The sequence below is a fragment of the Blastococcus sp. CT_GayMR16 genome, from assembly GCF_004570875.1.
Classification (GTDB): Bacteria; Actinomycetota; Actinomycetes; order Mycobacteriales; family Geodermatophilaceae; genus Blastococcus_B.
The window spans coordinates 224,747-248,574 of sequence record NZ_SPQK01000002.1 but is presented as its reverse complement, the minus strand read 5'-3'; the positions used below and the strand labels follow the sequence as shown (position 1 = coordinate 248,574).

19 protein-coding genes and 1 tRNA gene are annotated in these 23,828 nt (G+C 73.9%); 5 read left to right on the top strand and 15 right to left on the bottom strand.

Going from position 1 to position 23,828, the window contains the following annotated elements:
• Nucleotides 1-52 precede the first annotated feature (52 nt).
• On the top strand, nucleotides 53-427 hold the full coding sequence (locus E4P38_RS03865; RefSeq protein ID WP_135130400.1) for a VOC family protein: 375 nt from the start codon (nucleotides 53-55) through the stop codon (nucleotides 425-427).
• A gap of 66 nt (nucleotides 428-493) precedes the next feature.
• Here the strand turns inward: E4P38_RS03865 and E4P38_RS03860 are convergent.
• The 3 genes from E4P38_RS03860 to tmk form a co-directional block, all read right to left on the bottom strand.
• A tRNA-Thr gene (locus E4P38_RS03860) sits at nucleotides 494-566 on the bottom strand.
• A 57-nt stretch (nucleotides 567-623) separates the two neighbouring features.
• Nucleotides 624-1,802, bottom strand: a complete 1,179-nt coding sequence (locus tag E4P38_RS03855) for a DNA polymerase III subunit delta' (protein ID WP_135130398.1) — start codon at nucleotides 1,800-1,802, stop codon at nucleotides 624-626.
• Complete coding sequence (gene tmk / locus E4P38_RS03850; RefSeq protein WP_135130396.1) at nucleotides 1,799-4,033, bottom strand: dTMP kinase; 2,235 nt, start codon at nucleotides 4,031-4,033, stop codon at nucleotides 1,799-1,801. Before tmk ends, E4P38_RS03855 begins: the two co-directional genes overlap by 4 nt.
• Nucleotides 4,034-4,231: 198 nt before the next feature.
• Between tmk and E4P38_RS03845 the strand changes: the two genes are divergently transcribed.
• Both E4P38_RS03845 and E4P38_RS03840 read left to right on the top strand, forming a co-directional pair.
• The gene (locus E4P38_RS03845; RefSeq protein WP_135130394.1) at nucleotides 4,232-5,062 is read left to right on the top strand and encodes a trans-aconitate 2-methyltransferase; all 831 of its coding nucleotides are present in this window, start codon (nucleotides 4,232-4,234) and stop codon (nucleotides 5,060-5,062) included.
• A gap of 22 nt (nucleotides 5,063-5,084) precedes the next feature.
• Entirely contained in the window at nucleotides 5,085-5,453 is a 369-nt protein-coding gene (locus tag E4P38_RS03840) for a VOC family protein (RefSeq protein WP_135130393.1), read from the top strand.
• A gap of 13 nt (nucleotides 5,454-5,466) precedes the next feature.
• Here E4P38_RS03840 and E4P38_RS03835 read toward each other — a convergent pair whose 3' ends face one another.
• The 5 genes from E4P38_RS03835 to E4P38_RS03815 all read right to left on the bottom strand — a co-directional run bounded on the left by E4P38_RS03835 (nucleotide 5,467) and on the right by E4P38_RS03815 (nucleotide 13,597).
• Nucleotides 5,467-6,222, bottom strand: a complete 756-nt coding sequence (locus E4P38_RS03835) for a class I SAM-dependent methyltransferase (protein ID WP_245160763.1) — start codon at nucleotides 6,220-6,222, stop codon at nucleotides 5,467-5,469.
• A gap of 8 nt (nucleotides 6,223-6,230) precedes the next feature.
• A complete protein-coding gene (gene topA / locus E4P38_RS03830; RefSeq protein WP_135130391.1) occupies nucleotides 6,231-9,080 on the bottom strand; it encodes a type I DNA topoisomerase in 2,850 nt (949 codons plus the stop codon).
• A gap of 286 nt (nucleotides 9,081-9,366) precedes the next feature.
• Nucleotides 9,367-10,848 (bottom strand): alpha/beta hydrolase, encoded by a 1,482-nt coding sequence (locus E4P38_RS03825; RefSeq protein ID WP_135130389.1) that lies wholly within the window; start codon nucleotides 10,846-10,848, stop codon nucleotides 9,367-9,369.
• Entirely contained in the window at nucleotides 10,845-11,168 is a 324-nt protein-coding gene (locus E4P38_RS03820; RefSeq protein WP_135130387.1) for a hypothetical protein, read from the bottom strand. Before E4P38_RS03820 ends, E4P38_RS03825 begins: the two co-directional genes overlap by 4 nt.
• A gap of 167 nt (nucleotides 11,169-11,335) precedes the next feature.
• Nucleotides 11,336-13,597, bottom strand: a complete 2,262-nt coding sequence (locus tag E4P38_RS03815) for a sodium-translocating pyrophosphatase (protein ID WP_135130386.1) — start codon at nucleotides 13,595-13,597, stop codon at nucleotides 11,336-11,338.
• A 219-nt stretch (nucleotides 13,598-13,816) separates the two neighbouring features.
• Between E4P38_RS03815 and E4P38_RS03810 the strand changes: the two genes are divergently transcribed.
• A complete protein-coding gene (locus E4P38_RS03810) occupies nucleotides 13,817-16,213 on the top strand; it encodes a DEAD/DEAH box helicase (RefSeq protein ID WP_245160762.1) in 2,397 nt (798 codons plus the stop codon).
• A 46-nt stretch (nucleotides 16,214-16,259) separates the two neighbouring features.
• Here the strand turns inward: E4P38_RS03810 and E4P38_RS03805 are convergent, their stop codons facing one another.
• The 7 genes from E4P38_RS03805 to ssd all read right to left on the bottom strand — a co-directional run bounded on the left by E4P38_RS03805 (nucleotide 16,260) and on the right by ssd (nucleotide 22,847).
• Nucleotides 16,260-17,729, bottom strand: a complete 1,470-nt coding sequence (locus tag E4P38_RS03805; RefSeq protein WP_135130385.1) for a hypothetical protein — start codon at nucleotides 17,727-17,729, stop codon at nucleotides 16,260-16,262.
• 579 nt (nucleotides 17,730-18,308) lie between these two features.
• The gene (locus tag E4P38_RS03795; RefSeq protein ID WP_245160761.1) at nucleotides 18,309-18,698 is read right to left on the bottom strand and encodes a TadE family type IV pilus minor pilin; all 390 of its coding nucleotides are present in this window, start codon (nucleotides 18,696-18,698) and stop codon (nucleotides 18,309-18,311) included.
• Between the two features lie 2 nt (nucleotides 18,699-18,700).
• Complete coding sequence (locus E4P38_RS03790; RefSeq protein ID WP_135130383.1) at nucleotides 18,701-18,970, bottom strand: DUF4244 domain-containing protein; 270 nt, start codon at nucleotides 18,968-18,970, stop codon at nucleotides 18,701-18,703.
• Between the two features lie 127 nt (nucleotides 18,971-19,097).
• Nucleotides 19,098-19,694 carry a type II secretion system F family protein gene (locus tag E4P38_RS03785; RefSeq protein ID WP_245160760.1) on the bottom strand — a complete coding sequence of 199 codons (597 nt, stop codon included), beginning with the start codon at nucleotides 19,692-19,694 and terminating at the stop codon, nucleotides 19,098-19,100.
• Nucleotides 19,695-19,801: 107 nt separating this feature from the next.
• Nucleotides 19,802-20,599: a pilus assembly protein TadB gene (locus E4P38_RS03780; RefSeq protein ID WP_135130379.1), complete on the bottom strand. Its 798-nt coding sequence runs from the start codon at nucleotides 20,597-20,599 to the stop codon at nucleotides 19,802-19,804.
• A complete protein-coding gene (locus E4P38_RS03775) occupies nucleotides 20,596-21,747 on the bottom strand; it encodes a TadA family conjugal transfer-associated ATPase (protein WP_135130378.1) in 1,152 nt (383 codons plus the stop codon). The genes E4P38_RS03780 and E4P38_RS03775 overlap by 4 nt, the downstream gene beginning before the upstream one ends.
• Nucleotides 21,744-22,847: a septum site-determining protein Ssd gene (ssd, locus tag E4P38_RS03770; RefSeq protein ID WP_135130376.1), complete on the bottom strand. Its 1,104-nt coding sequence runs from the start codon at nucleotides 22,845-22,847 to the stop codon at nucleotides 21,744-21,746. Before ssd ends, E4P38_RS03775 begins: the two co-directional genes overlap by 4 nt.
• A 126-nt stretch (nucleotides 22,848-22,973) precedes the next feature.
• On the opposite strand from ssd, the gene E4P38_RS03765 reads away from it, so the two are divergent.
• Nucleotides 22,974-23,828, top strand: coding sequence for an HAD family hydrolase (locus E4P38_RS03765; protein WP_135130374.1), 855 nt, complete (start codon nucleotides 22,974-22,976; stop codon nucleotides 23,826-23,828).

Genomic DNA, 23,828 nt, shown 5'->3' with positions numbered 1-23,828 from the left:
TCCGTCGTTAGTCGGGTGCCACCGCGCGCGGCCGCCGATAGCGTCGGCCGCCATGATCCTTCGCCACGTGACCGTGGACTGCGCCGATCCCTACGAGCTGGGCACGTTCTGGGCCTCGGTCACCGGCTGGCCGGTCTCCGACGAGGACGCACCGGGTGACGACGAGGTCCTCGTCGAGGCGCCCGAACCCGTTCCCGGACTGCTCTTCATCCGCGTGCCTGATGTCAAGGCGGTCAAGAACCGGGTGCACATCGACTGGGTGCCGACCGAGCGCACGCGGGACGCCGAGGTCGACCGCGTCCTGGCCCTGGGCGCGACCCTGTACGAGGACCACCGCCGCCCTGACGGCACCGGCTGGGTGACCCTGCGGGACCCCGAGGGCAACGAGTTCTGCATCGAGCGGAGTGCCGCCGAGCGAGCAGGTTGAGCCCGACGGGGCCCCGGAGACGACTCAGCGGGCCCGTCCTGGTGGACGAACCCGCTGGTGGAGGAGAGCCGCCTGTCGGAATCGAACCGACGACCTTCTCATTACGAGTGAGATGCTCTACCGACTGAGCTAAGGCGGCGGACGTGCCGGAACAGCGTACGACACCGCCGTCCCCGATCCGCGCAGGGTCAGGGCTTCAGGCGGGCAGCCGCAGCGCGACGGTCAGCGCCTCCAGGGCGATCCGCGGCTTGACGTTCTGCTCCAGCGCCAGCCGGCAGGCGAGTACCGCGTCGATCCGCCGCAGCGCACCCTCCGCGCCGATGCGGCGGGCCAGTTCCTGCGCATCGGCCCGGCGATCGGGATGCAGCAGCTGCGGCGGCTCCGCTGCGGCGGCGTCCAGGACGAGAGCGTCCCGGTAGAGGCCGGCGAGGTCGACCAGCGCCCGGTCCAGGGAGTCCCGCCCGAGCCGCGTGGCCCGGGACTTCTGCTTCCGCTCCAGCTCCTTGAGCTGACCGGCGCCACGGCTGGCCGCGGCCATCCCCGGTCCGCGGGCGCCGACACCGAGGCTCGCCTTGACCGCCTCGGTCTCCGCGCCGTCGAGCGCGGCGGTCGCGACGTCGGCCTCCTCCTGCGCCGCGCCGACCAGGTCGTCGGCGGCGTCGAGGCAGGCGGCCAGGGAGACCAGCGACAGGGGGACGTCGAGCACGGCCTTGCGGGCCAGCCTGGCGTCCTCGTCGCGGGCCAGCCGCCGCGCCCGCCCGACGTGCCCGCCGGCCGCACCGGCCGACCAGGCCGCCAGCGCGGGGTCCACGCCGTCCCGGCTCATGAGGACGTCGGCGATCGCGTCCACCGGCGGGGTGCGCAGGGCCACCACGCGGCACCGGGAGCGGATGGTCACCGGGACGTCGTCGGGGTGCAGGCTCGGCGCGCAGAGCATGACCACCGTGCGCGGCGGCGGCTCCTCGATCATCTTGAGCACGGCGTTCGACGCCTGCTCGGTCATCCGGTCGGCGTCCTCGACCAGGATCACCTGCCAGCGCCCCTGGGACGGCGCCCGCCCGGCCACCCGCACGAGCTCCCGGGCCTCGGCCGCCCCGATGGACAGGCCGTCCGGCACCACCACGTGCACGTCGGCGTGGGTGCCGGCGAGCACCGTGCGGCAGGCGTGGCACGTGCCGTCCCCGCCGTCCGGGCACTGCAGGGCGGCTGCGAAGGCCCGGGCCGCCACCGACCGGCCGGACCCGGGCGGACCGGTGAACAGCCAGGCGTGCGTCATCGCGGCGGGGTTGTCGATGGCCGCGCGCAGTTCGGCGACGACGGCAGCCTGGCCGACGACCTGGCCCCAGACTCCGGGCGCCTCCACCGCCGCCGTCACGGGTGCAACTGGGGCGTGGAGCCCGTCTGGGCGTGCGGATGGTGCGGGCCCTCGACCCGGGCGCGCCCGTTCACGGGGACGTCCTCGGCCGGAGCCTGGGGGATCTGCTGCAGCGGGAGGCCGGAGAGCAGTTCGGCGACCCGCACGCGGATGACCGCGGCGATCTCATCGGGCGACTGGCGGGCGTCCACCACCAGGTACCGGTCCGGATCGGACTCGGCGAGCGCGACGAAGGTCTGCCGCACGCGCTGGTGGAAGTCCAGGGACTCCGACTCGAGGCGGTCGGCGACGGCCCGACCCCGGGCACGGGCCAGGCCCACCTCGGGCGGGAGGTCGAGCAGCACGGTGAGGTCGGGCTCCAGGCCCTCGGTCGCCCAGCGCGACAGCATGCGGACGTCGTCCAGCGGGATGGTGCGGCCCGCGCCCTGGTACGCCAGGGAGCTGTCGACGAACCGGTCGGTGATGACCACCTCGCCCGCGTCCAGGGCCGGGCGCAGCACGTCGTGCACGTGCTGGGCGCGGTCGGCGGCGTAGAGCAGTGCCTCCGATCGCGAGGCGATCCCGGTGTGCGCCGGGTTCAGGACGATCGACCGGATCCCTGCCCCGGACTGCGTCGCGCCCGGTTCGAAGGTGGCCCGCGCGACCAGGCCCTCGTTCGTCAGCCACTCCTGCAGGCGGCGCACCTGGGTGGACTTCCCGGCGCCCTCACCGCCCTCGAAGGCGATGAACACACCTCCTCCGGCGAGCCGGCGGCGGGCAGTGGTGTCCCGGCGGAGCGCGGTGACGACGTCGGCCAGCAGCGGCACGGGCCGGCCGTCGTCCATCTGCCGGTAGGACAGGATCCCGACGCCGAGGGCGAGCAGGCCGGCGACGAAGAGCATGACCCGCTCGCCGGTCACGGGGACGGTGCCGATCCCGAGGTCGATCTCGTGCTGCCCGATCAACCCCACCCCGAACGGCACCACCGCGAGGGACAGGATCAGCGCCGCACGGACCAGCGACTGGACGATGGCGAAGGTCCGGCCGCGGATCTCGTCCTCGACCTCGGTACCGAGCAGCGTGAACCCGGCCAGGTAGGCGATGCCGGCGAAGAAGCCCATGAAGACGACCAGCAGCAGTGCGATCCACAGCGTGAACGTCCAGGACATGAGCAGGACCATCGCGCCCGCCCCGACGATGGCGATGCCGAAGATCCGCTCGCGGGCGAGGTCGCGGGCGATGCTCGGGCCGAAGGCGATGCCGGTGCCGAGTCCCACGAACACGGCTCCGAAGAGCAGGCCGTAGGCGGCCTCACCGCCACCGAGGGCGTTCGCGAAGGCCTGCCCCGTCGCGATGATGACGCCGGCCGCTGCCATGGCGCCGGTGATCCCGACGATGAGACCGCGCACCAGCGGCGTGTGGCCGGCGAAGGAGAAGCCGTGTTTCAGCGAGCCGAGGAACGTCTCCTCCGACTTCACGGGACCGGCCGCGCGGCGGCCGCTGATCGACGGCAGGTTCCAGATGACGAACGCGGCCACGAGGAAGGTCAAGGCGTTCAGGTAGAGCGCCAGGTCGACCTCGTTGACCCCGGGGATGACGTCGGACACCGTGCCGCCGACGCTCGTCAGGACCGCGAAGACGATCGACGCGAGCACCGGAGTGAGCCCGTACGTGGTGACCAGGGAGAGCTGGTTGGCCTGCTCCAACTGGTCCTTGCGGAGCATGTTCGGGACGGCGGCCTCCTTGGCCGGGATCCAGAACAGCGTGAACGCCTCGATGAGGAACTGCGCCACGAACAGCCAGATCAGGTTGTCGACCACGGGGATCGACGCGAACAGCCCGAACCGGATGATGTCGACGACCACCATCGTCTTGCGCCGGTCGAACCGGTCGGCGAAAGCACCGGCCAGTGGCCCGAGGACGATCGCCGGGAGCAGGCGGAAGAGCAGGACGCCACCGAGCGCGAAGTTGGCCGCGGCGAACCCGTCGACCAGGGAGGTCGCGGTGGCGGTGATCGCGAGCAGACCCAGCCAGTCGCCGAAACTGGACAACGACATCGACAGCCAGAGCTTGCGGAAGTCCCGCACCCGCAGGACGGCCCGCAGCTTGGCGCCCAGCCCCACCGCGCCGGCCGGCGGGTCGTCGGAGGCCGCCCCGCCCACGCCCCCGCGACCGGCCGGCGGCGCCGGGACGCCCGCGGACGGCGGACCGCCGGTCGGCGGTGCGGTCCGCTCGGCCGGCTGCGCGTCCACCGCGTCGTCGGGCGGCGGCGCCGGAGGCGTCGGGTCGGACGGAATCGGGGCTCCCGGGGGTCGGAGGGTGAGCTGCAGTTGTCCCTCGGCGGCCTCACGGTACCGGTCGGTGCCGACGGATCCGGCAGGTTTACGCCCGGAGGAGACCCGCCGCCCCACGCCGGGAGCGCGCGGCAACCGGTGGCTAGGGTCCTCCCGATGGGTGCGGACGAGCAGTCGAGGGACGCCGCTGGGTCCCGCCCGCGCCCGACCGGCTGGGATCCGGCCGGCTACCTGCGCTACGCCGGCGAGCGGGCGCGCCCGTTCGTCGACCTGATCAACCGTGTGGGCGCCGAGACCCCGTCGGCGGTCGTCGACCTCGGCTGCGGCGAGGGCACCATGACCGCGACGCTCGCCGAGCGCTGGCCCGGCGCGGGGGTCACCGGGGTCGACTCCTCCCCCGAGATGCTCGCCGCGGCCGCGACGTCCGCCGTCCCCGGGCGCGTCGAGTTCGTCCTGGGGGACGTCCGCGACTGGGCTCCGGACGCGCCGGTCGACGTCGTGGTGAGCAACGCGGTCCTGCACTGGGTGCCCGGTCACGCGGAGCTGCTTCGCCAGTGGGCGGGGTGGCTGCGGCCCGGCGGCTGGCTCGCCGTCCAGGTGCCCGGCAACTTCGGCGCTCCCACGCACGTCCTGCTCGCGGAGCTGTGCCGCTCCCCCCGCTGGGCGTCCCGGCTGGCCGAGGCCGCGCCGCGGCCGGACACGGTGCTGGACCCGGCCGGCTACTTCGACGTCCTGGCCGCCGGCGGCCTGTCCCCCGACGTGTGGGAGACGACGTACCTGCACGTGCTCACCGGCACCGATCCCGTCCTCGCCTGGGTCCGCAGCACCGTCCTGCGGCCGGTGCTGGCCCTGCTCCCGGACGACGACGCCGCGCAGTTCACCGCCGAGTACGCGGCGGCGCTCCGGACCGCCTATCCCGCCCGGGACGACGGCACGACGCTGCTGCCGTTCCGCCGGGTGTTCGCCGTCGCGTCCCGCCCGTCCTGACGTTCTTCCGGAGGTCCTTCCCGTGCTCACCGGTCTGCACCACGTCCAGGTCGCCTGCCCCGCCGGGAGCGAGGAGGCGCTGCGCGCCTTCTACGGCGGCGTGCTCGGCATGACCGAGGTGGCCAAGCCGCCCGTGCTGGCCGCCCGCGGTGGCGCCTGGTTCAGGTCGGGCGGCGCGGAGATCCACTGCGGGGTCGAGGCGGACTTCCGGCCGGCGCTCAAGGCGCACCCCGGCCTGTTGACGGCAGACCTCGACCGGCTGGCCGCGGCGTGCGAGGAAGCGGGGCACCCCGTGCAGTGGGACCCGGACTTTCCCGGCCACCGGCGGCTCTACGTCTCCGACCCGGTGGGCAACCGGCTCGAACTGCTGGAGCCGCACCCCGCCGGGTGACCGTGCCGAGCGGTCAGCCCGGGGTCAGCCGGAACGCCCGGGTGCGATAGGCCACGGGGATCAGCGCCTGGCCCCGGGTGTCCGGGTGCGTGTCCACCAACTGCCGCACGCGCCGGAGGAAGGCCTGCCGGTCGGTGTCTGCCATGGTGACGACGTAGCTGCTGGTGGCGGTCCGACGGACGACGTCCTCTGGTGGCAGCCGCTGGACGACGGCGGATTCGACCGTCTCCACGTGCGCACGGAGTTCCGCGGCGAACGCGGCCACCACGGTCTCCTCGACGCCGGCGAGGGCCTCGCCGGCCATCAGCTCGGAGAGGGCGGCGACCCAGGGGATCCGGTCGTCGCGGACGTTCCACAGCAGGCCGACGACACCGCCGGGTCGCAGCACGCGGCGCATCTGCGCGGCCGCAGGCCGGGGGTCGAACCAGTGCGCGGCCTGTCCGACGAGAACGGCGTCGACCGCGGCGTCGACCAGCGGCAGCGCCTCGGCGTCGCCGGCGAGGGTGGCCACCTGGGGATGGCGGGCGGTCAGGTGCGCGAGCATCTCCGGGGCGGGGTCGACGGCGACCACGTCATGGCCGGCGGCCAGCAGGACGTCGGTGAGCAGCCCGGTGCCGGCCCCGAGGTCCAGCACCCGCGCGGACCGGTCTCCCACCAGGAACGCGACCGCGTCGGACGGGTAGCCGGGACGCAGCGCGGCGTACTCGGCCGCCACCGAACCGAAGGAGAGCGCCCGGGCCCGCAGCTCGAACTCCCTCGGCTCCGCCACCGACGCCGTCAGCCGGCGGTGACCGGCGCTGCCGTCTTCTTCGCCGCGACCTTCTTGGCGGGGGCCTTCTTCGCCGCCGTCTTCTTCGCGGTCGTCTTCTTGGCGGCCTTCTTCTTGGTCGCCGGACCGCGGGCGCGGCGGTCGGCCAGCAGTTCGGCGGCGCGCTCGATGGTGATCGACTCGACGTCGTCGCCCTTGCGCAGGCTGGCATTGGTCTCGCCGTCGGTGACGTACGGCCCGAATCGGCCCTCGCGCACGGTCACCTGGCCCTCGGTCACCGGGTCCGGGCCGAGCTCCTTGAGCGGCTCGGCGGCGGCTCGGCGTCCCCGCTGCTTGGGCTGGGCGAAGATCGCCAGCGCCTCCTCCAGCGTGGTGCTGAACAGCTTGTCCTCGCTGTCGATCGAACGGGAGTCGGTGCCCTTCTTCAGGTAGGGCCCGTAGCGCCCGTTGAGCGCCTGGATCTCCTCGCCGTCCGGTGCGACGCCGACCGTCCGCGGGAGCGTCAGCAGGGTGAGCGCCTGCTCGAGCGTCAGCGTCTCCGGCGTCATGGAGTTGAAGAGGCTGGCCGTCCGGGGCGCGTCCTTGCTGCCCTCGGGAACGACGGTCGTCACGTACGGGCCGTACCGGCCGGCCTTGACGACGACCGGGTGGCCGGACTCGGGGTCGGTGCCGAGTTCGCGGTCGCTCGAGGGGGCCTCGAGCAGCTCGGTGACCTTCTCGCTGGTCAGCTCGTCGGGCGCGAGATCCTCGGGAATGCTGACCCGCGGGCCGTCGTCGCCACCCGCCTGCAGGTACGGGCCGTAGCGGCCCACCCGGGCGATGACCGGCGACCCGTCGGGTCCGGTGGCCCGCAGCGGGATGGAGTTGACGCCGCGGGCGTCGATCTCCTCCAGTCGCTGGCCGACGATCTGCTTGAGGCCGCCGGACTCGGCGATCCCGCCGTCCCCGCGGCCCCCGCCGCCGAAGTAGAACTCGGTCAGCCAGTCGACCCGCTGCAGCGTGCCGCCGGCGATCTGGTCGAGCTCCTCCTCCAGCGAAGCGGTGAAGTCGTAGTCGACGAGCTGGGCGAAGTGCTGCTCGAGCAGGTTCACCACCGCGAACGCGATGAAGGAGGGCACCAGGGAGTTGCCCTTCTTCCAGACGTACCCGCGGTCCTGGATCGTCTGCATGATCGAGGCGAAGGTCGACGGGCGGCCGATGCCCAGCTCCTCGAGCCGCGCGACCAGGCTCGGCTCGGTGTAGCGGGCCGGCGGGGTGGTGCTGTGTCCCTTGGCGTCGAGTTCACGGGTGTCGAGCTTCTGCCCGCGCTCGAGGCGGGGCAGCCGGCGCTCGGCGTCGTCGCTGGCCGAGTCGTCGTCGTCACCGTTGGCGGGGCCGCTCTCGTCCTGGGACTCGACGTAGGCCTTGAGGAAGCCGGGGAACGTGATCGTGCGGCCGCTCGCGGTGAACTCGACCGCCTCGTCGGTGGTGCTGCGCCCGGCCAGCCGGATGCTCACGGTCTGCCCCACGGCGTCGGACATCTGCGAGGCGATCGTGCGCTTCCAGACCAGGTCGTAGAGCCGGAACTCGTCGCGCGCGAGCTCTGCGGCCAGCTGTCCGGGGGTGCGGAAGCTGTCGCCGGCCGGCCGGATGGCCTCGTGCGCCTCCTGCGCACCCTTGGCCTTGCTCTTGTACCGCCGGGCCTCGGCCGGGACGAAGGCGTCGCCGTAGAGCTCGCGGGCCTGCTGCCGCGCGGCGTTGATGGCCTCGTCGGACAGGTTGGTCGAGTCGGTGCGCATGTAGGTGATGTGGCCGTTCTCGTACAGCCGCTGCGCCACCCGCATGGTCTGCGCCGATGACCAGCCGAGCTTGCGGCCGGCCTCCATCTGCAGCGTCGAGGTGGTGAAGGGGGCGTACGGACGGCGGCGGTACGGCTTCTCGTCGACGCGGCCGACCGTCATCTGCCGGCCCTCGAGCCGTGCTGCCAGCCCGCGGGCACCGGCCTCGTCGAGGTGGACGACGTCGCCGCTGACGCGCCCGGTCGCCGCGTCGAAGTCCTTGCCCGTGGCCACGCGGCTGTCGTCGACACTCACCAGGCGGGCGCGCACGGTGGTCGGCTCGCCCTCGTCGGTGGCCGCGGCCGGCTTCGGGACCGCGAAGGTGCCCTCCAGCGACCAGTAGTCAGCGGAGTGGAAGGCCATCCGCTCGCGCTCGCGCTCCACGACGATGCGGGTGGCCACCGACTGGACGCGACCGGCCGACAGCTTCGGCAGCACTTTCTTCCACAGCACCGGGCTGACCTCGTAGCCGTAGAGGCGGTCGAGGATGCGCCGGGTCTCCTGGGCGTCGACGAGAGCGGTGTCCAGCTCGCGGGGGTTGGCGACCGCGCGGGCGATCGCCTCGGGGGTGATCTCGTGGAACACCATGCGACGCACCGGGACGGTGGGCTTCAGCGTGTCGACCAGGTGCCAGGCGATGGCCTCGCCCTCGCGGTCCTCGTCTGTCGCCAGGTAGACCTCACTGGCGCCCTTCACCAGCTGCTTGAGCCGACTGACCTGCTGCCTGCGGTCGGGGCTGACCACGTAGAGCGGCTCGAAGGAGTTGTCCACGTCGACGCCGAGCCGCGCCCAGGCGGCGCCCTTGTGCTCGGCCGGTACGTCGGCGGCGTTGCGGGGCAGGTCGCGGATGTGCCCGACGCTCGCCTCGACGATGTAACCGGAGCCCAGATAGCCGGCGATCTTGGTCGCCTTGGTCGGAGACTCGACGATGACCAGCGGCTTGCCCCCGGAGGCGGCCGCCTTCCGCCGGGCGGGCGCCTTGGGGCCGCCGGCGGTCGCGTCGGTGCTCTCGCTTCCGGTCTCGCTGGTCTTCGTGGGCACGGTGCTCCTGTCGGTGGTACTGCGGTGGTGCCGAGTTCGTGCGACTGCTGCGCGTGGTGCGTCCGGTGCGGCGGTCGGGCCGCCGCACGCGCCGAACCGTGATCCGGTTCCGAACGCCCCCCGACTCCGGGAGGCCACGACGATGGAGCATCGCCGCGATTCGCCCCCCGGCGGGCCACGGTAAGCCACTCGCCCGACAAGGTGCCGGGGGCGACCTTCCGTGGGCGTGCCGTCACCGGGACCAACGCCGGGCGATCGGACGTGTTCCCGCGGGGCGGTGGACGCCTCATTCCGGGTTCCTCCGGCCGGTGACCACCTCGCCGATCGCGGCAAGGGTCGGGTAGTCCTCCTCGAAGTAGTCCGAGTGCCCCATATCCCCCGTGACGGGCAGTGCGGTGGAGCCGTAGCTGTCCGACTCGGTGTTCCCGAACGGGATCCGCACGACCGGATCCCCGCTGGAAGCGGCATCGAAGACCTCCGGTACCTCGAGGCTCGCCGCGTCGTCCTCCATGATCGGGCTGCCCAGGAGCGCGAGGGCATCGGCGTCCAGCATTCCCGGGGCGTCGGCGGCTTCGTCGACGACGACCGTGCCGTAGCTGTGCGCCACGACCGTCGTGCGCGGCGTCCCGGTCGCGGTCGCGGTACGGGCCGCCGCCAGGCCATCGAGGGCGGCCGCGAGCGCGGTTCCGCCCTGCTCGGCGGGTCCGCGCGACAGTCCGATGACCCCGCTCGGCGGGTTGTAGCCAAGCCAGACCATGGTCGCGACCGTCGTCCCGGCGTCGGAGGCCGTCGCCGCCTCGCTGATGCGCCTCGCTCTGGTGACCAGTTCGCCGAGGCTCTTCCCCGGGGTGTTGGCGATGCCGGGAACCAGGAGTGCGACCGCGTCCGCGGTGTCCAGGTCCCCCACTGCCAGCGCCACCCGGTCGCCGGCCAGATCGAGCAGGTGGAGCTGGACCTGCCGACCGGCTGCCTCCTCGGCCGCGATCCGCCGGGCGACGACCCCGGCCGTGGACGCCTGGGCGGCCGGGATGGTCGGGTCGCGGAGCGCTCGGTCCAGGACACGCCGGTTCGCACGATCGCGAGCCCAGGCGGGGACGCCGTCGAGCGCCCCCACCGCGGCCGGTGACACGGCGATGAGAGCGTGCTGCGCGGCCACGGACAGCCCGGCCCACCAGGTGGCGATCTCGGCAGGAGGCCGCGGCGACGGCAGGTCCGGTGCCTGGATCGGCCCCATGACCGGCACGTGTCCCATCAGGTCCCAGAAGTCCGCGGGCGCGACGGCATCGACGAAGCCCAGGCTCGCGAAGGCGGTGACGACGCCCAGGCCGGCGAGGGCGTCACCCGCACTCTCCGCAGCCGCCGCCGCTGACGCCGCGTGCCCGAGGGCGGCCTCGGCGAGGACCGCGGCCGGTGCCGCTTCCCCGTCAGCCAGCAGCCGGATCGACGACAGCGCCTGGGTGGCGAGGTCCTGGGCGAGTTCGGCCTGGGCCGCGAGGCGGTGGTAGGCCGAGAGCGACTCGTCGAGAGCGCGCCCGACGGCCGCGCTCACCGCCGACGTCTCGGCGAGCGCGGTCGCGGCGCTCTGGGCAGCGGGGCCGGACCAACAGTCGCCGGATTCGATGGCGCGCCCCACCCCTTCGAGCCGCGCCTTCCAGGCGAGGAGGCGCTCGATCGTCTCCGCGAGCGACACGACCGCCCGCCGGGTCAGGGGGACGTCCCAGGCGGCGATGGCGTGCACGCGGGGTCCGTGGGCGAGTGGGGTGGTCATCGCGGGCCCGGCCGATGGCCGGAGCGGCCCGCGAGCGCGGCGTCCTCGGCCCGGTAGGCGGCCGCGGCGGCCGAGAGAGTGCCGGCCAGGGCGCCGGCCCGGGCGGCCAGGATCTCCTGCAGACGGACCCAGGCATTGGCGGCGACGCCGGCGTTCCAGCCCTCGTGGCCGCCGAGGGCAACCGGGAAGGACGCAGCGGCGGACCGGGTCCAGTCCGCGTCGTCGGCGAGCTCACTGGCCAGCGTGCCCAGTTCGGCGGCGAGCGCCTCCACCTCGTCGGGACGCACGGTGAAGGACGTGGTGGGGAGCGGATGCGACATCGAAGCCTCCGTCGTCGTTCCGGTCCAGGAGCGGACCGGAGGCGACGGACGCTAGGGCCGCACGGCCCCGTCGTGCAGGCGTCGTCCACAAGGGACGTCCGCGTCCACAGCCTCGCCCGGACCCTCCGGCCGGCGGGCTGCCGGCCGGAGGATCCGGGCGTGCGGAATCAGGGAGCGCTGGTGGTCAGTGCGTCGGGGGTGTCGCTCGGCGCGCCGCCGACGACCACCGACCGACGCTTGGAGATGACGACCGCGACCACGATCACCAGGACGGCGGCGAGCGCGATGGCCACCCGCAGGGGTGTGCTCGCGTCGTCCCCGACCGACATCGTGACGACGGCGGGCGCGATGATCAGGGCGACGAGGTTCATCACCTTGATCAGCGGGTTGATCGCCGGACCGGCGGTGTCCTTGAACGGGTCGCCCACGGTGTCGCCGATGACGGTGGCCGCGTGCGCCTCGCTGCCCTTGCCGCCGTAGGCGCCGTCCTCGACCATCTTCTTCGCGTTGTCCCAGGCGCCGCCGGAGTTGGCGAGGAACACGGCCATCAGCGTGCCGGCCGCGATCGCACCCACCAGGTAGGCCGCCAGGGGGCCGATGCCGAGGCCGAAGCCCACGGCGACCGGAGCCAGGACGGCGAGCAGACCGGGAGTGGCCAGCTCGCGGAGCGAGTCCTTGGTGCAGATGTCGACGACGGCGCTGTAGTCGGGCCGCTCGCTGTAGTCCATGATCCCGGGCCGCGTGCGGAACTGCTCCCGGACCTCGAAGACCACCCGGCCGGCGGCCCGCGACACGGCGCTGATCGCCAGGCCGGAGAAGAAGAACACCACTGCCGCGCCGAGCACCGCGCCGACGACGTTGTTCGGGTTCACCAGGCTGAAGGCGTCGCCGAGGGTCTCCCCCGCCTCGTCCAGCGCCACGCCCACCTGCGCGTTGTACGAGCCGAACAGCGCGGTCGCTGCCAGCACGGCCGTTGCGATGGCGATGCCCTTGGTGATGGCCTTCGTCGTGTTGCCGACGGCGTCGAGGTCGGTGAGCACCCGGGCGCCCTGCTCGTCGATATCGCCGGACATCTCCGCGATGCCCTGCGCGTTGTCGCTCACCGGGCCGAAGGTGTCCATGGCGACGATGACGCCGGCCGTGGTCAGCAGGCCGCAGCCGGCCAGCGCGACGGCGTAGAGGGCCGCGCCACCACCGATGAGGAAGGCGCCGTAGACGGCGCCACCGATGAGGAGCGCGGCGTAGACCGCGGACTCGAGGCCGAGCGAGATCCCGGAGAGGATCACCGTCGCGGGGCCGGTCAGCGAGCTGCGGCCGATGTCCTTGACGGGCTTGCGGCTGGTCTCGGTGAAGTAGCCGGTCAGCTGCTGGATGGCCGCGGCGAGGACGACGCCGACGAGCACCGACAGGAACCCGAGCACCTGCGGGCTGACCGACAGGTCGTCCACGTCGGCGACGCTGGGCAGGTAGATGAACGACGCCGCGGCGACGAGCACGAGGGAGACCGCGGCCGAGGCGAAGAAGCCGCGGTTGATCGGGACCATGCCGCTGGCGTCGTTCTTGCTCGGCCGGGTCGCGAGGACCCCGACCACCGAGGCGATCACGCCGATGGCGGCGACCAGCATCGGGAAGACCATGCCGACGTTGCCGAAGAACACCTGACCGAGGATCAGCGCGGCGACGAGGGTCACGGCGTAGGACTCGAAGAGGTCGGCGGCCATGCCGGCGCAGTCGCCCACGTTGTCGCCCACGTTGTCGGCGATGGTCGCGGCGTTGCGGGGGTCGTCCTCGGGGATGCCTGCCTCGACCTTGCCCACCAGGTCGGCGCCGACGTCGGCCGCCTTGGTGAAGATGCCGCCGCCGACGCGCATGAACATGGCGAGCAGGGCGCCGCCGAAGCCGAAGCCCTCGAGCACGATGGGCGCCGTCTCGTCGAACAGCAGCAGGGCCAGCGCCGAACCGAACAGACCGAGCCCGATGGTGATCATCCCGACCACACCGCCGGTGCGGTACGCGATGCGGAACGACGGCTCGTACCCGCCGCCACGGGCCGCCGCGGCGACGCGGACGTTGCCCCGGGTCGCCAGGGTCATCCCGATGAACCCGACGGCCGCGGAGAATCCGGCGCCGATCAGGAAGAACACGGCACGGCCGGCGCGGGTGCCCCAGCCGCCGTCGGCGACGGGAAGGACGAGCAGGAGAAGGAAGACGATCACGGCGAAGACGCCGAGCGTCCGGAACTGCCGCCTCAGATAGGCCGCCGCACCTTCCTGAACCGCCACGGCGATCTCGCGCATCTTCACGGTGCCCTGGTCGGCGGCCAACACGGCCTTGGACAGAAAGGCGGCGAAGCCGAGGGCGGCCAGGGAGATGACGAGGACGACGGCGACCAGCGCCATGTCCCCGCCGGACAGCGAACTGTCGGGCATGTGTGTTCCTCCAAGCGGTCGACTGCCGCCGGGAGGCGTGCGTGCACCCCAGGTCGGCGGAGGGTTGCGTTCGGCTCGCGGGTCAACCGCGCACCGGAGCGCGGCGCGAGTGTAAGTGAGGTCACAGGCTGTGTAGACGTCCACGACGTTCTGTTGTCTGCATCACATCTTTGTCATCCGCTCAGCCCCCTTGTCGCCAGGGGGTGTGACAGTGGTGTCGTGACTGCGCTCCACCCGCTCCCGCCGGCCCCCGCATCCGGCATGGATCCCGTTCTCCCGGGCGCGGAGCTGCTGGCCTCGGTGCTCGCCGGGACCGACGAGGAGGAGCGTCCGGTCACCCACGTCCACCACGTCCCGGTACGCAACAGCAGCACGCTCGACTGGCCGGAGTGGGTGAGCCCGCCCCTGCGCTCGCGACTGGAGGAGCGCGGCGTGCTCGCGCCGTGGCGGCACCAGGTCGACGCCGCCCAGTTGGCGCGGGACGGCCGGCACGTCGTCGTGGCCACCGGGACGGCGTCCGGGAAGTCGCTGGCCTACCAGCTGCCGGCCCTCACCCGGCTCGCCGAGGATCCCCGAGCCTGTGTCCTGTACCTGGCGCCGACGAAGGCCCTGGCCCGGGATCAGCTGGCCTCGGTGGCCGCGCTCGCAGACCCCTCGGTGCGCCCGGCGGCCTACGACGGGGACACCCCGGGCGAGGAGCGGGACTGGGTCCGGCGGCATTCACGCTGGATCGTGACCAACCCGGACATGCTCCATCGGGGGATCCTCCCCGCGCACCAGAAGTGGTCGAGCACGTTGCGCCGGGTCGCCTACGTCGTCATCGACGAGTGCCACGCCTACCGCGGGGTGTTCGGCTCGCACGTCGGGCACGTGCTGCGGCGGCTGCGGCGGATCTGCCGGCGGTACGGCGCCGAGCCGGTGTTCGTCCTGGCCTCGGCCACCGTGGCCGAACCCGCGGCGGCCGCCTCCCGGCTGGTGGGTGGGCCGGTCGCAGCGGTCACCGACGACGGCTCACCCCGGCCCGGAGCCACCTTCGCGCTGTGGGAGCCGCCGCTGACCGAGCGGACGGGCGAGCACGGCGCTCCCCTGCGCCGCTCGGCCGCGGCGGACGCGGCGGGACTCCTGGCCGACCTCGTCGAACGCGGCGCCCGGACCCTCGCCTTCGTGCGGTCCCGGCGGAGCGCGGAGTCCGTGGCCGAGCAGGCCCGTCGACTGCTGCACGACCGCGGCCGCGACGACCTGGTCCGCCGCGTCGACTCCTACCGCGGTGGCTACCTGCCCGAGGAGCGACGGGAGCTGGAACGGGCCCTGTCCTCCGGCGATCTGCTGGGGGTGGCGACGACCAACGCCCTGGAGCTCGGCATCGACATCGCCGGGCTGGACGCGGTGGTGCTGGCGGGATACCCCGGCACGCTGGCGTCGCTGTGGCAGCAGGCCGGACGCGCCGGCCGGGCGCAGAAGGAGTCGCTGGTCGTCTTCGTCGCGCGCGACGATCCGCTGGACCACTACCTGGCCCACCACCCGCGGGCGGTGTTCGGCCGTCCGATCGAAGCCACGGTCACCGATCCGACCAACCCCTACGTCCTGGGCCCGCAGCTGTGCTGTGCCGCAGCCGAGCTGCCCCTGCGACCGGAGGATCTTCCCGAGTTCGGTGGTCCTGCCGCCGAGGCCCAGCTCGACGAGCTCGTGGCCGCCGGTCAGCTGCGGCGGCGCCCGGCCGGCTGGTACTGGGCCGGGCGGGGACGGCCCGACGTCGACATCCGCGGCAGTGGCGGCCAGCCGGTGTCGATCGTCGAAGCCGACACCGGCCGGCTGCTCGGCACCGTCGACGCGGATGCGTCCCACTCGACCGTGTACGACGGAGCCCTCTACGTGCACCGCGGTGAGACCTTCGTCGTCGACGAGTTCGACGTCGACGACGCCTGCGCCGTCGTGCACGCGGAGAGCCCGGAGTGGACGACGGTCGCGCGCGACATCACCGATCTCGCGATGGTGTCCACGGACCGGAGCCGATCCCTCGGCATCGTCACCGCGCACACCGGCGTCGTCGACGTGACCAACCAGGTGGTGGCCTACCAGCGGCGGCGGCTCGGCACCGGTGAGGTGCTGGCGGAGTTCCCGCTCGACCTGCCCGCCCGTCAGCTGCGCACCCGGGCGGTGTGGCTGACCCTCGACGAGCGGGCGATCGAACGTGCCGAGCTCGACGAGGTCGAGCTGCCCGGCTCGCTGCACGCCGCCGAGCACGCCGCGATCGGGATCCTGCCGCTGCTGGCCACCTGTGACCGGTGGGACCTCGGGGGCCTCTCGACCGCGCTGCACCCGGACACCGGCGCGGCGACGATCGTCGTCTACGACGGGCACCCGGGTGGCGCGGGATTCGCCGAGCGCGGGTTCACGGTGCTGCGGCAGTGGCTGCAGGCGACCCGGGCGACCGTGGCGAGCTGCGAGTGCGAGACCGGCTGCCCCTCCTGCGTGCAGTCGCCCAAGTGCGGCAACGGCAACGACCCCCTGGACAAGGCCGGGGCCGTGCGCGTGCTCGACGTGATCCTGGATGCGCTCGCCGCGAATGACGACGCCGCACCCGCGGACGAGGTCGAGGAGGACCTCGTCTTCTGACCCTGAGCCCGAGCGGGCGTACGTCCGGCAGTTGTCCGACGTCCGCTCAGCTGCGCGGGCCGTCGTCGAGGAAGACGCTCACACCCGGGGCATCCGGCGCGCACGGCGTCTGCACCTGCGTGACCGACATGCCGTCGGCCCGGGTCGGACCTTCGCGATAGACGTCGTGGTCGAGACCGGTGTCGCGGAGCTCGCCAGTGCCGCCGCTGCAGCCGAAGCCCTGCGACGAGTGCAGGAACTGGACCGGCGGCGCGAACGGCTGCGTGGCCGGCGGCGCGCCCACGTAGGTGTCCCAGCCGTCCTGGTCCGTCAGGAGCCCGTAACCGCCCGCGAGCCCGCTGCCCTGGACCATGCGCGGAAGGTTGTCGCACGTCCCGGTGTCGTCGATCACCCCGCCCGAGCCCGGCGTCTGGTACGCCGCCGCCGGGTTCCGCTTCCGCGGCATGTACGTGTCGTACCGGTCGTTCCCGCCGTCGTCCTGCAGGACGCCCAGCTCGCCGACGAGCGAGAACCCCTGCGAGTTCCGGATCGCCAGGTAGCTGTCGTTGCCGCGCCCGAGGTCGCGCAGCACGCCCACTCCCGAGACGTGGGCCGAGCCCTGGGCGGCCGTCTTGCCCAGGTAGCGGTCGTGGCCGTCGACGTCCATGAGGAGTCCATTGCCCTCGAAGCCGGAGCCCTCGACCACGATCCGGCGGATCAGGGAGCTGGTGGTGCAGGAGCCGTCGACGGCCCGTGGGCCGGTGGGCGGAGGATTGTGGTCGGAGGCGCGGGGCGACTTCATGACGCCGTAGGTGTCGTTGCTGAACCCGAACCCCCGGTAGTCGAGCAGCGCGACCTGCGGCATCGAGACGCAGTCGAAGGTGTTGTTGGCAGGCAAGGTGGCGATCCCCTGGGCCTGCTCGCAGCCCACTGCATCGGCCTTGATCGGGGCGGCCGAGCCCGCCGGGCCACGCTGCACGTCGACGAGGTTGCCCCCCGCGTTGTTGTCGTAGGTGTCGTTCCCACCCCGGTCGATGAGGACGATGTAGTCGTGTCGGTAGGTGTTGGAGCCTCCGTTGCCGTCGATGTAGAGGGTCGGCCACAGGTCGACGTCGGCGAACGCCGGCGCCGGGGTCCGCAGGACGGCGACGAGCGCGTCGTTCGTGGCCGTGGCGCACGCTGGGCCGCCCCTGGCGGGGCACGCGAGGATCGTCTGGAGGAGGGCGGCCACGCGCCCGGCGTAGGGCTGTGGAACGCCGGCCAATGCCTCCACCTGCGGGGCCGGAAGAGCTCCCAGGGGTGGCACGACAGCGAGGCCGAGCCGGTGCTGATTGACGGCGTCGAGGAGGGCGGCCGTCCCTCCCGCCGGGGGTGCGGGCAACAGCACGGCCGAGGGCGGTCGCGTCAGCAGGCGAACCGCATCCGCGTAGGCGGCCGGTACACGGTTCATGACGGGAACCGCGTGAGCCACCGGCGCGATCACGGGAGTCAGCGCCACGCCGAGTGCCAGGACCAGCGTCATGATGCGTCGCTTCATCTTCGGCCTCCCTTGCCCGATCGCGCCGCCACACGGGAGTGCTGCGGGGTCCCGGATCCCGCCGCTCCGTCGGGGACGTCGCCGCCAGGAGCCGTCGTCGATCCGGAACGTCCACCATGCTGATCCTGTCGGCCGTCGGCAGGTAGTCATGTCCGCGCGCTTCCGCGCCGGCCGACGCGGCGAACACGTCGGACGGCAACGGCGCCGAGGCGACCGTCCCCGGGTCGACCGGCCCCGCCCGCGCTTGCGCGGTGGCCGCGAAGGCACCCAGCCGGCCGAGACGGACGCGGACCCGGACGTCGACCTCGACCACGGCACCCGCGTCGACTCGGCACCCGGTCAGCTCGGCCGCGTTCGCCTCCGCGATCCTCGCGGCGACGGGGCAGGCGCCGGAGTCGGCGAGCACCGCACGACCCGCCGCGGCAAGTGCGGCCAGGTCGGCTGCTGCAGTGGCGCGGTGTCGGGCGACGACTGCGGCACCGATCAGCACGATCGAGGCCCCGACCAGCGCCAGGACCCCCGACAGGGCCAGCACCCACACCGTCGCCGAACCCCGCTCCCCTTCCGGCCGCCCGAGCCTCATCCCGTCTCCTGAGCGCCGGGTTCCCGAAGCGCCACCGCCTCGGCGCCGACGGTGATCGACAGCGGTGCCGCGCCCAGCGGCGCGATCCGGGCGGTGACCCGGACCCGGACCTCCTCGGCACCCACGGAGACGGTGGTGGTCGCCCCGTCCGGCGCGGCCCGTGCGACCACCGACTGCACGACCGCCACCGGCTCACCTCGCGCCGCGGCCCGCGCGCCCTCCCGGGCCGCGTCGACGCACCGGAGCTGGGCGCCCACCACCGTCACCGCGGCGACGGTGGTGGCCAGGACGAGGAGCAGGACCGGAAGCACGACGGCGGTCTCCGCGGTGACCATGCCGGCCTCGCGACGCCCGGACACCCGATGCCGGCCGAGGCGCACCTCCATCGTCAGGACAGGGTCGCGAGCGCGGACTCGACCAGGTCGGTCAGACCCGTGACGATCGAGCTCCCCGTGACGACCCGGTAGAGCACCGCGGCGAAGGCGCAGGCGGCCACCGTGCCGACCGCGTACTCGGCGGTGCTCATGCCTGCCTCCGCAGCTGCGCGGACCGCAGCCCACCGTCGGGCGAGCACGTTCCGCCGTCGTGCTGGCTCCGTGGTGGGCGCGGCGGGCTCGTCCGCGCTCGCCTCGAACTGGTCGGTCGACGTGCTCGTCATGACGGTCTCCTCGAATCTCTTCTGTCACTGCCCGCCTCCCGGGCCCTGACCAGACCCTCGCGGCGCGCAGGTCGACAACGCAGGTGCTGAGGCGATCTGTGGAGAAGCACCACGCCTGTGGACGCCGTCAGCGGAAGACGTCCCCGGCGATCCCGAGGACCAGCGGCACGACGCCCAGACACAGGAACGCGGGAAGGAAGCACGCGCCGAGCGGTGCCAGCACCCATACGCCAGCCCGGCGAACGGCGGCCTCCGACTCGACCCGCTCCGCCGAGCGAACATCCGCGGCGAGCGACCTCAGCGCCGGCACGACAGCGGCACCGGACTCCCCGGCCCGGACGAGCACCCGCCCGAGGCCGTCGAGCTCGCTCGGCACGTCGGCCCAGGCTCTGCGGGGTTCGGCGCCCAGCCGGTAGAGCGCCGCCACGGTGCGCAGCTGCGCGCCGAGCGGACCCGTGGCCGCCTCCCCCACGGCGGTCAGCGCACCGGCCACCGGCAGACCCGCAGCCAGGCACACGCCGAGCAGGTCGCAGGCACCGGGCAGGTCGCGGAGCAGGCCGGCCCGCGTGGCAGCCCGCTCGTCGGGGCCTGCGCGGCGCAGCATCCGCTCACCACCGACCGTGACGACGCCTGCGACCACCAGACCCGTCGCCCCGCCGATCAGCAGCCCCACCGCCAGTGCGGCTCCTGCCGCGAGCAACCACCGCCGCGTCGGAGCAGACACCGGGGCGGACACCCGCCCAGGACCTGGTCGCAGCAGACCGAACCGGCGCCCCAGTCCTCGTGGCGGCCAGATGAGCAGCGCCGTCGCGAGCGCGAGCACCGCGACCGTCACCGCACGGCCCGCGCGACCAGGCGACGGGTCCACGCGAGTCCGGCTGCCTCCAGGGCGACGCCGGCGACGAGCAGCACCTGGCCCACACCGGTTCCGGTCAGGACGGCCCAGGGGTCGGCGCCGACCCCGCTGCCCATCGCGAGGCCCAGGAGGGGCAACCCGGCGAGCAGCGATGCGCTGGCCCGCGGCGCCGCGGTCGCTCCGCGGAGCTCCAGCCGGTGTCGGGACCGGGCCCGGAGGTCGTCCTCGACCGCTCCGGCCACGGACGCCAGGGAACAGCCGGTGCGCGTGCTCAGTCGGACCGCCGCGGCGATCCGGACCATTGCCTCGGCGAGCGCGGGATCCGCCGTACCGGACGGCGGGGCTTCCGGCGCCCGCAGCGCCCGGGCCAGCTCTCCCCCGCAACCGCTGTCGGCGCAGGCCGACACGGCCGCGCCGGTCGCTGTCTCGAGGGAGCGTCCACTGCGCAGGTCCGCGGCCAGTGCAGCCAACCCGTCGGCCAGGGACCGCAGCCGGGCGTCACTCTCCCTGCTCTTCCGCGACGCGCCCCATGCGCGCGCCGCCAGAAACGCACCGGTCCCGGCGAGCACCGCCACGAGCGGCGTGCTGAGCAGCGCCCCCGCCAGACTCCCGACGGCGCCGGCCGACGGGGGGATCGGGAGGTCTCGGAGGCCCGTCGGCCCGCGGGGCCGGGCGATCCCGGAGCCGAGCACCGCGGCCACCCGTGCCCGCCGGAGGAGGCCGTCGTCCGGCCACGCCAGCAGCGCGATCGCGGAGACGAGGGCCGCCGTCACCACTCGGGGCCCCGCTTGCCGGCCAGCAACTCCCCCAACCGCTCCCCGCCCGGGCACGGCCCCCCGTCGCTCCGCCATCCCGGCTCGACCGCGACGAGCTCCCCCACCCGCCGCACGACGCCGATCTCGTCCACGCGCCGCCCGGCGGGGGTGCGGCGCAGGTGCACGACCACGTCCAGAGCTGCGGCGGCCTGGCTGTGGACCGCGGCCCGCCCGAGACCGGCCGCCACGCCGAGGGCCTCCAACCGGGCAGGAACCTCCGACGGGCGGTTGGCGTGCAGCGTTCCGCAGCCGCCGTCGTGCCCGGTGTTCAGGGCGGCGAGCAGGTCGGTCACCTCCGCACCCCGCACCTCCCCGACCACGAGCCGATCCGGGCGCATGCGCAGGGCCTGACGGACGAGGTCGCGCAGCCTCACCTGACCGACCCCCTCGACGTTGGGTGGACGGGTGAGCAGCCGCACGACATGCGGGTGCGCGGGGGTCAGCTCCGCCGCGTCCTCGCAGAGCACGATCCGGTCCGCGGGGTCGGCCTCGCCGAGCAGCGCCGACAGCAGGGTGGTCTTCCCCGACCCCGTCCCGCCGGTGACGAGGAAGGCGCGCCTGCGAGCGACGAGAGCGCGCAGGAGGTCGCCGCTCTCGCCCGGCAGCGTCCCCAGGGCACCCAGGTCGTCGAGACTGTGCGAGCACCGGCGCAGCACCCGCAGGGACAGACACGTCCCGCTGCCCGACACCGGTGGGAGCACGGCGTGCAGGCGAGTGCCGTCGGGCAGGCCGACATCGACCCAGGGCGCCGCGTCGTCCAGCCGCCGTCCGGCGAGACCGGCCAGCCGCACCGCCAGCCGTCGGACGGCGTCGTCGTCGGCGAACCGCACCGGCGCCCGCGTCAGGCCGGCCCCGCGGTCGATCCAGACCTCGTCGGGCCCGTTCACCAGGACGTCGGTGACCCCGGGCTCCCGGAGGAGCGGCTCCAGTGGACCGGCCCCCGCGAGCTCGTCCACCGCCTCCCGGACGGCGAGGAGGACGTCGTCATCACCCAGCAGGCCGCCGGTCTCCTCCCGGACCAGCGCGGCGACCTCCGTGCGCGACGGCACGGACTGGTCCAGCGCCAGGCGGGCGCGCACCCGGTCCAGCAGCGCGACGGCGGTCATCGGACATCCGCGCCCATCCGCTGAGACGTTCCGGCGCGCACCTCCGTCAGCACCCGCCGGGCCACGCTCCCGAGCGGCGACCGAACGGCGACCGCGGGCGGCTCTCCGCGCTCGCCCCTCGGCACCACGCTGCGGTCGTGCGGGAGCTCGGCCAGGACCGGCCGGCCGACGACATCGGCGACCCCCTCCCGGCCGAGACCACCCGGGACCCGGCCGACGACCAGGTGCGCGGACGCCCAGGGCGAACCGGGCTGCTCCACGAGGAGACGTGCAGCGGTGGCCGCCCGGAGCCGCCCGGGAACCACGAGCACCGCGAGATCGGCGTCGCCGACCGCAGCCGCCCCCTCCGGTGGACCGGCCCGGGACAGGTCGAGGACGACGGGGCAGCCCACGGAGCGGGCGGCGCCGATCACCGCCGCCAGCGCCTCGTCGGGAACCGGGGCCGGAGCATCGCGCGAGGACGCCAGCACGTGCACGCCCCCGACCTCGGGCAGCGCCGCCAGCAATGCGTCGCCTGCCACCCGCCCCCGCAGCCCGGCGAGGTCCGGCCAGCGCAGGCCCTCCGCCCGCTCGGCGCCCAGCAGCAGGTCCAGGCCCCCACCCCAGGGGTCGCCGTCCACCAGGAGGACACCGGGAGCAGCCGCCACGGCCACCGCCGTCGCGACGGTGCTCGCGCCCGCGCCCCCGCAGCTGCCACCGACGGCCACCAGCCAGCCGCGGTCGACCGGGGAACGCACTGCGGCCGACGACCGGGCGAGCAACCACGACTCGTCGCCCGGCAGCACCGCGACCCGCTCGGCGCCGAGCTCCACCGCGGACGCCCACTCGGCAGCCGGCAGCTCACCGGTGGTCACCACCACCACGCCGGGCCGGCGCGGCAGGGCACGCAGGCCGGCATTGCCCAGCGCGTCGGCCCCGACGAGCACCAGCGGCGCCGTCCGGTGCGCACGGCGGAGCGCCGGTCCACCGGTGGCCAGCTCTGCTTCTGCCCCGGCCGCCGCGAGCAACCGGAGCAGCTCGTCGAGGAGTTCTTCGTCGGCGCTGACGACGAGCGGGCGAGCGGACGGGGCACGGGAGGTGGCCGTGCGGGACAGCGACATGGCGCGACCCCACCAGCGAGCGGGCAGACAGTGCCAGAACGAACGAAGAACTGTGGATGACCCGAACGGGTGTGGACGGCGCGCGAGGTCTCCTACCGGATTCCGTTCCACTTACAGTCGTGTCTTGTGACCCGCGCAGCGGCGTTCTTCGACCTGGACAAGACGGTCATCGCCAAGTCCAGCACCCTGGCCTTCGGCCGGCCGTTCTTCCAGGGCGGCCTGATCAATCGCCGCGCCGTCCTCAAGACCGCCTACGCCCAGCTCGTCTTCTCCCGCGCCGGCGCCGACGCCCAGCAGATGGAACGACTGCGCGCGCAGCTGACCAGCATGGTCACCGGCTGGGACGCCGAGACGGTGCACGACATCGTCCGCGAGACGCTGCACGAGATCGTCGACCCGCTCGTCTACGCCGAAGCCGCAGACCTGATCGAGGAACACCGGGCAGCCGGCCGCGAGATCGTGATCGTCTCCAGCTCGGGAGCGGAGATGGTCGAGCCGATCGGGGAGATGCTGGGAGTCGACCGGGTGGTCGCCACCCGCATGGTCACCGTCGACGGCCGCTACACCGGCGAGATCGACTTCTACGCGTACGGAGCGAACAAGGCCGCGGCCATGCTCGCGGTGGCCGCCGAGGGTGGCTACGACCTCGCCGACTGCTACGCCTACAGCGACTCCATCACCGACCTGCCGATGCTCTCGGCGGTCGGCCACCCGACCGCGGTGAATCCCGACCGCGGTCTGCGCAAGGCCGCGCTGGAAAACGGCTGGCCGGTGCTGCAGTTCACCCGCCCGGTCAACATGCGCGCGCGATTCTCCGCCCCGCCGACACCGGTCGTCACCGGTGCCGCGATGGGCGTCGGCGCGGCGGTGGTCGGCCTGGCCTGGTACGCCCGGCACCGCGCGCTCCGGTCGGGTCTGGCGGCCTCCGCCGTCGACGTGCCCGGCCCCCTGACCGGACGACGGCGGCGCCGCGGGGCCTGA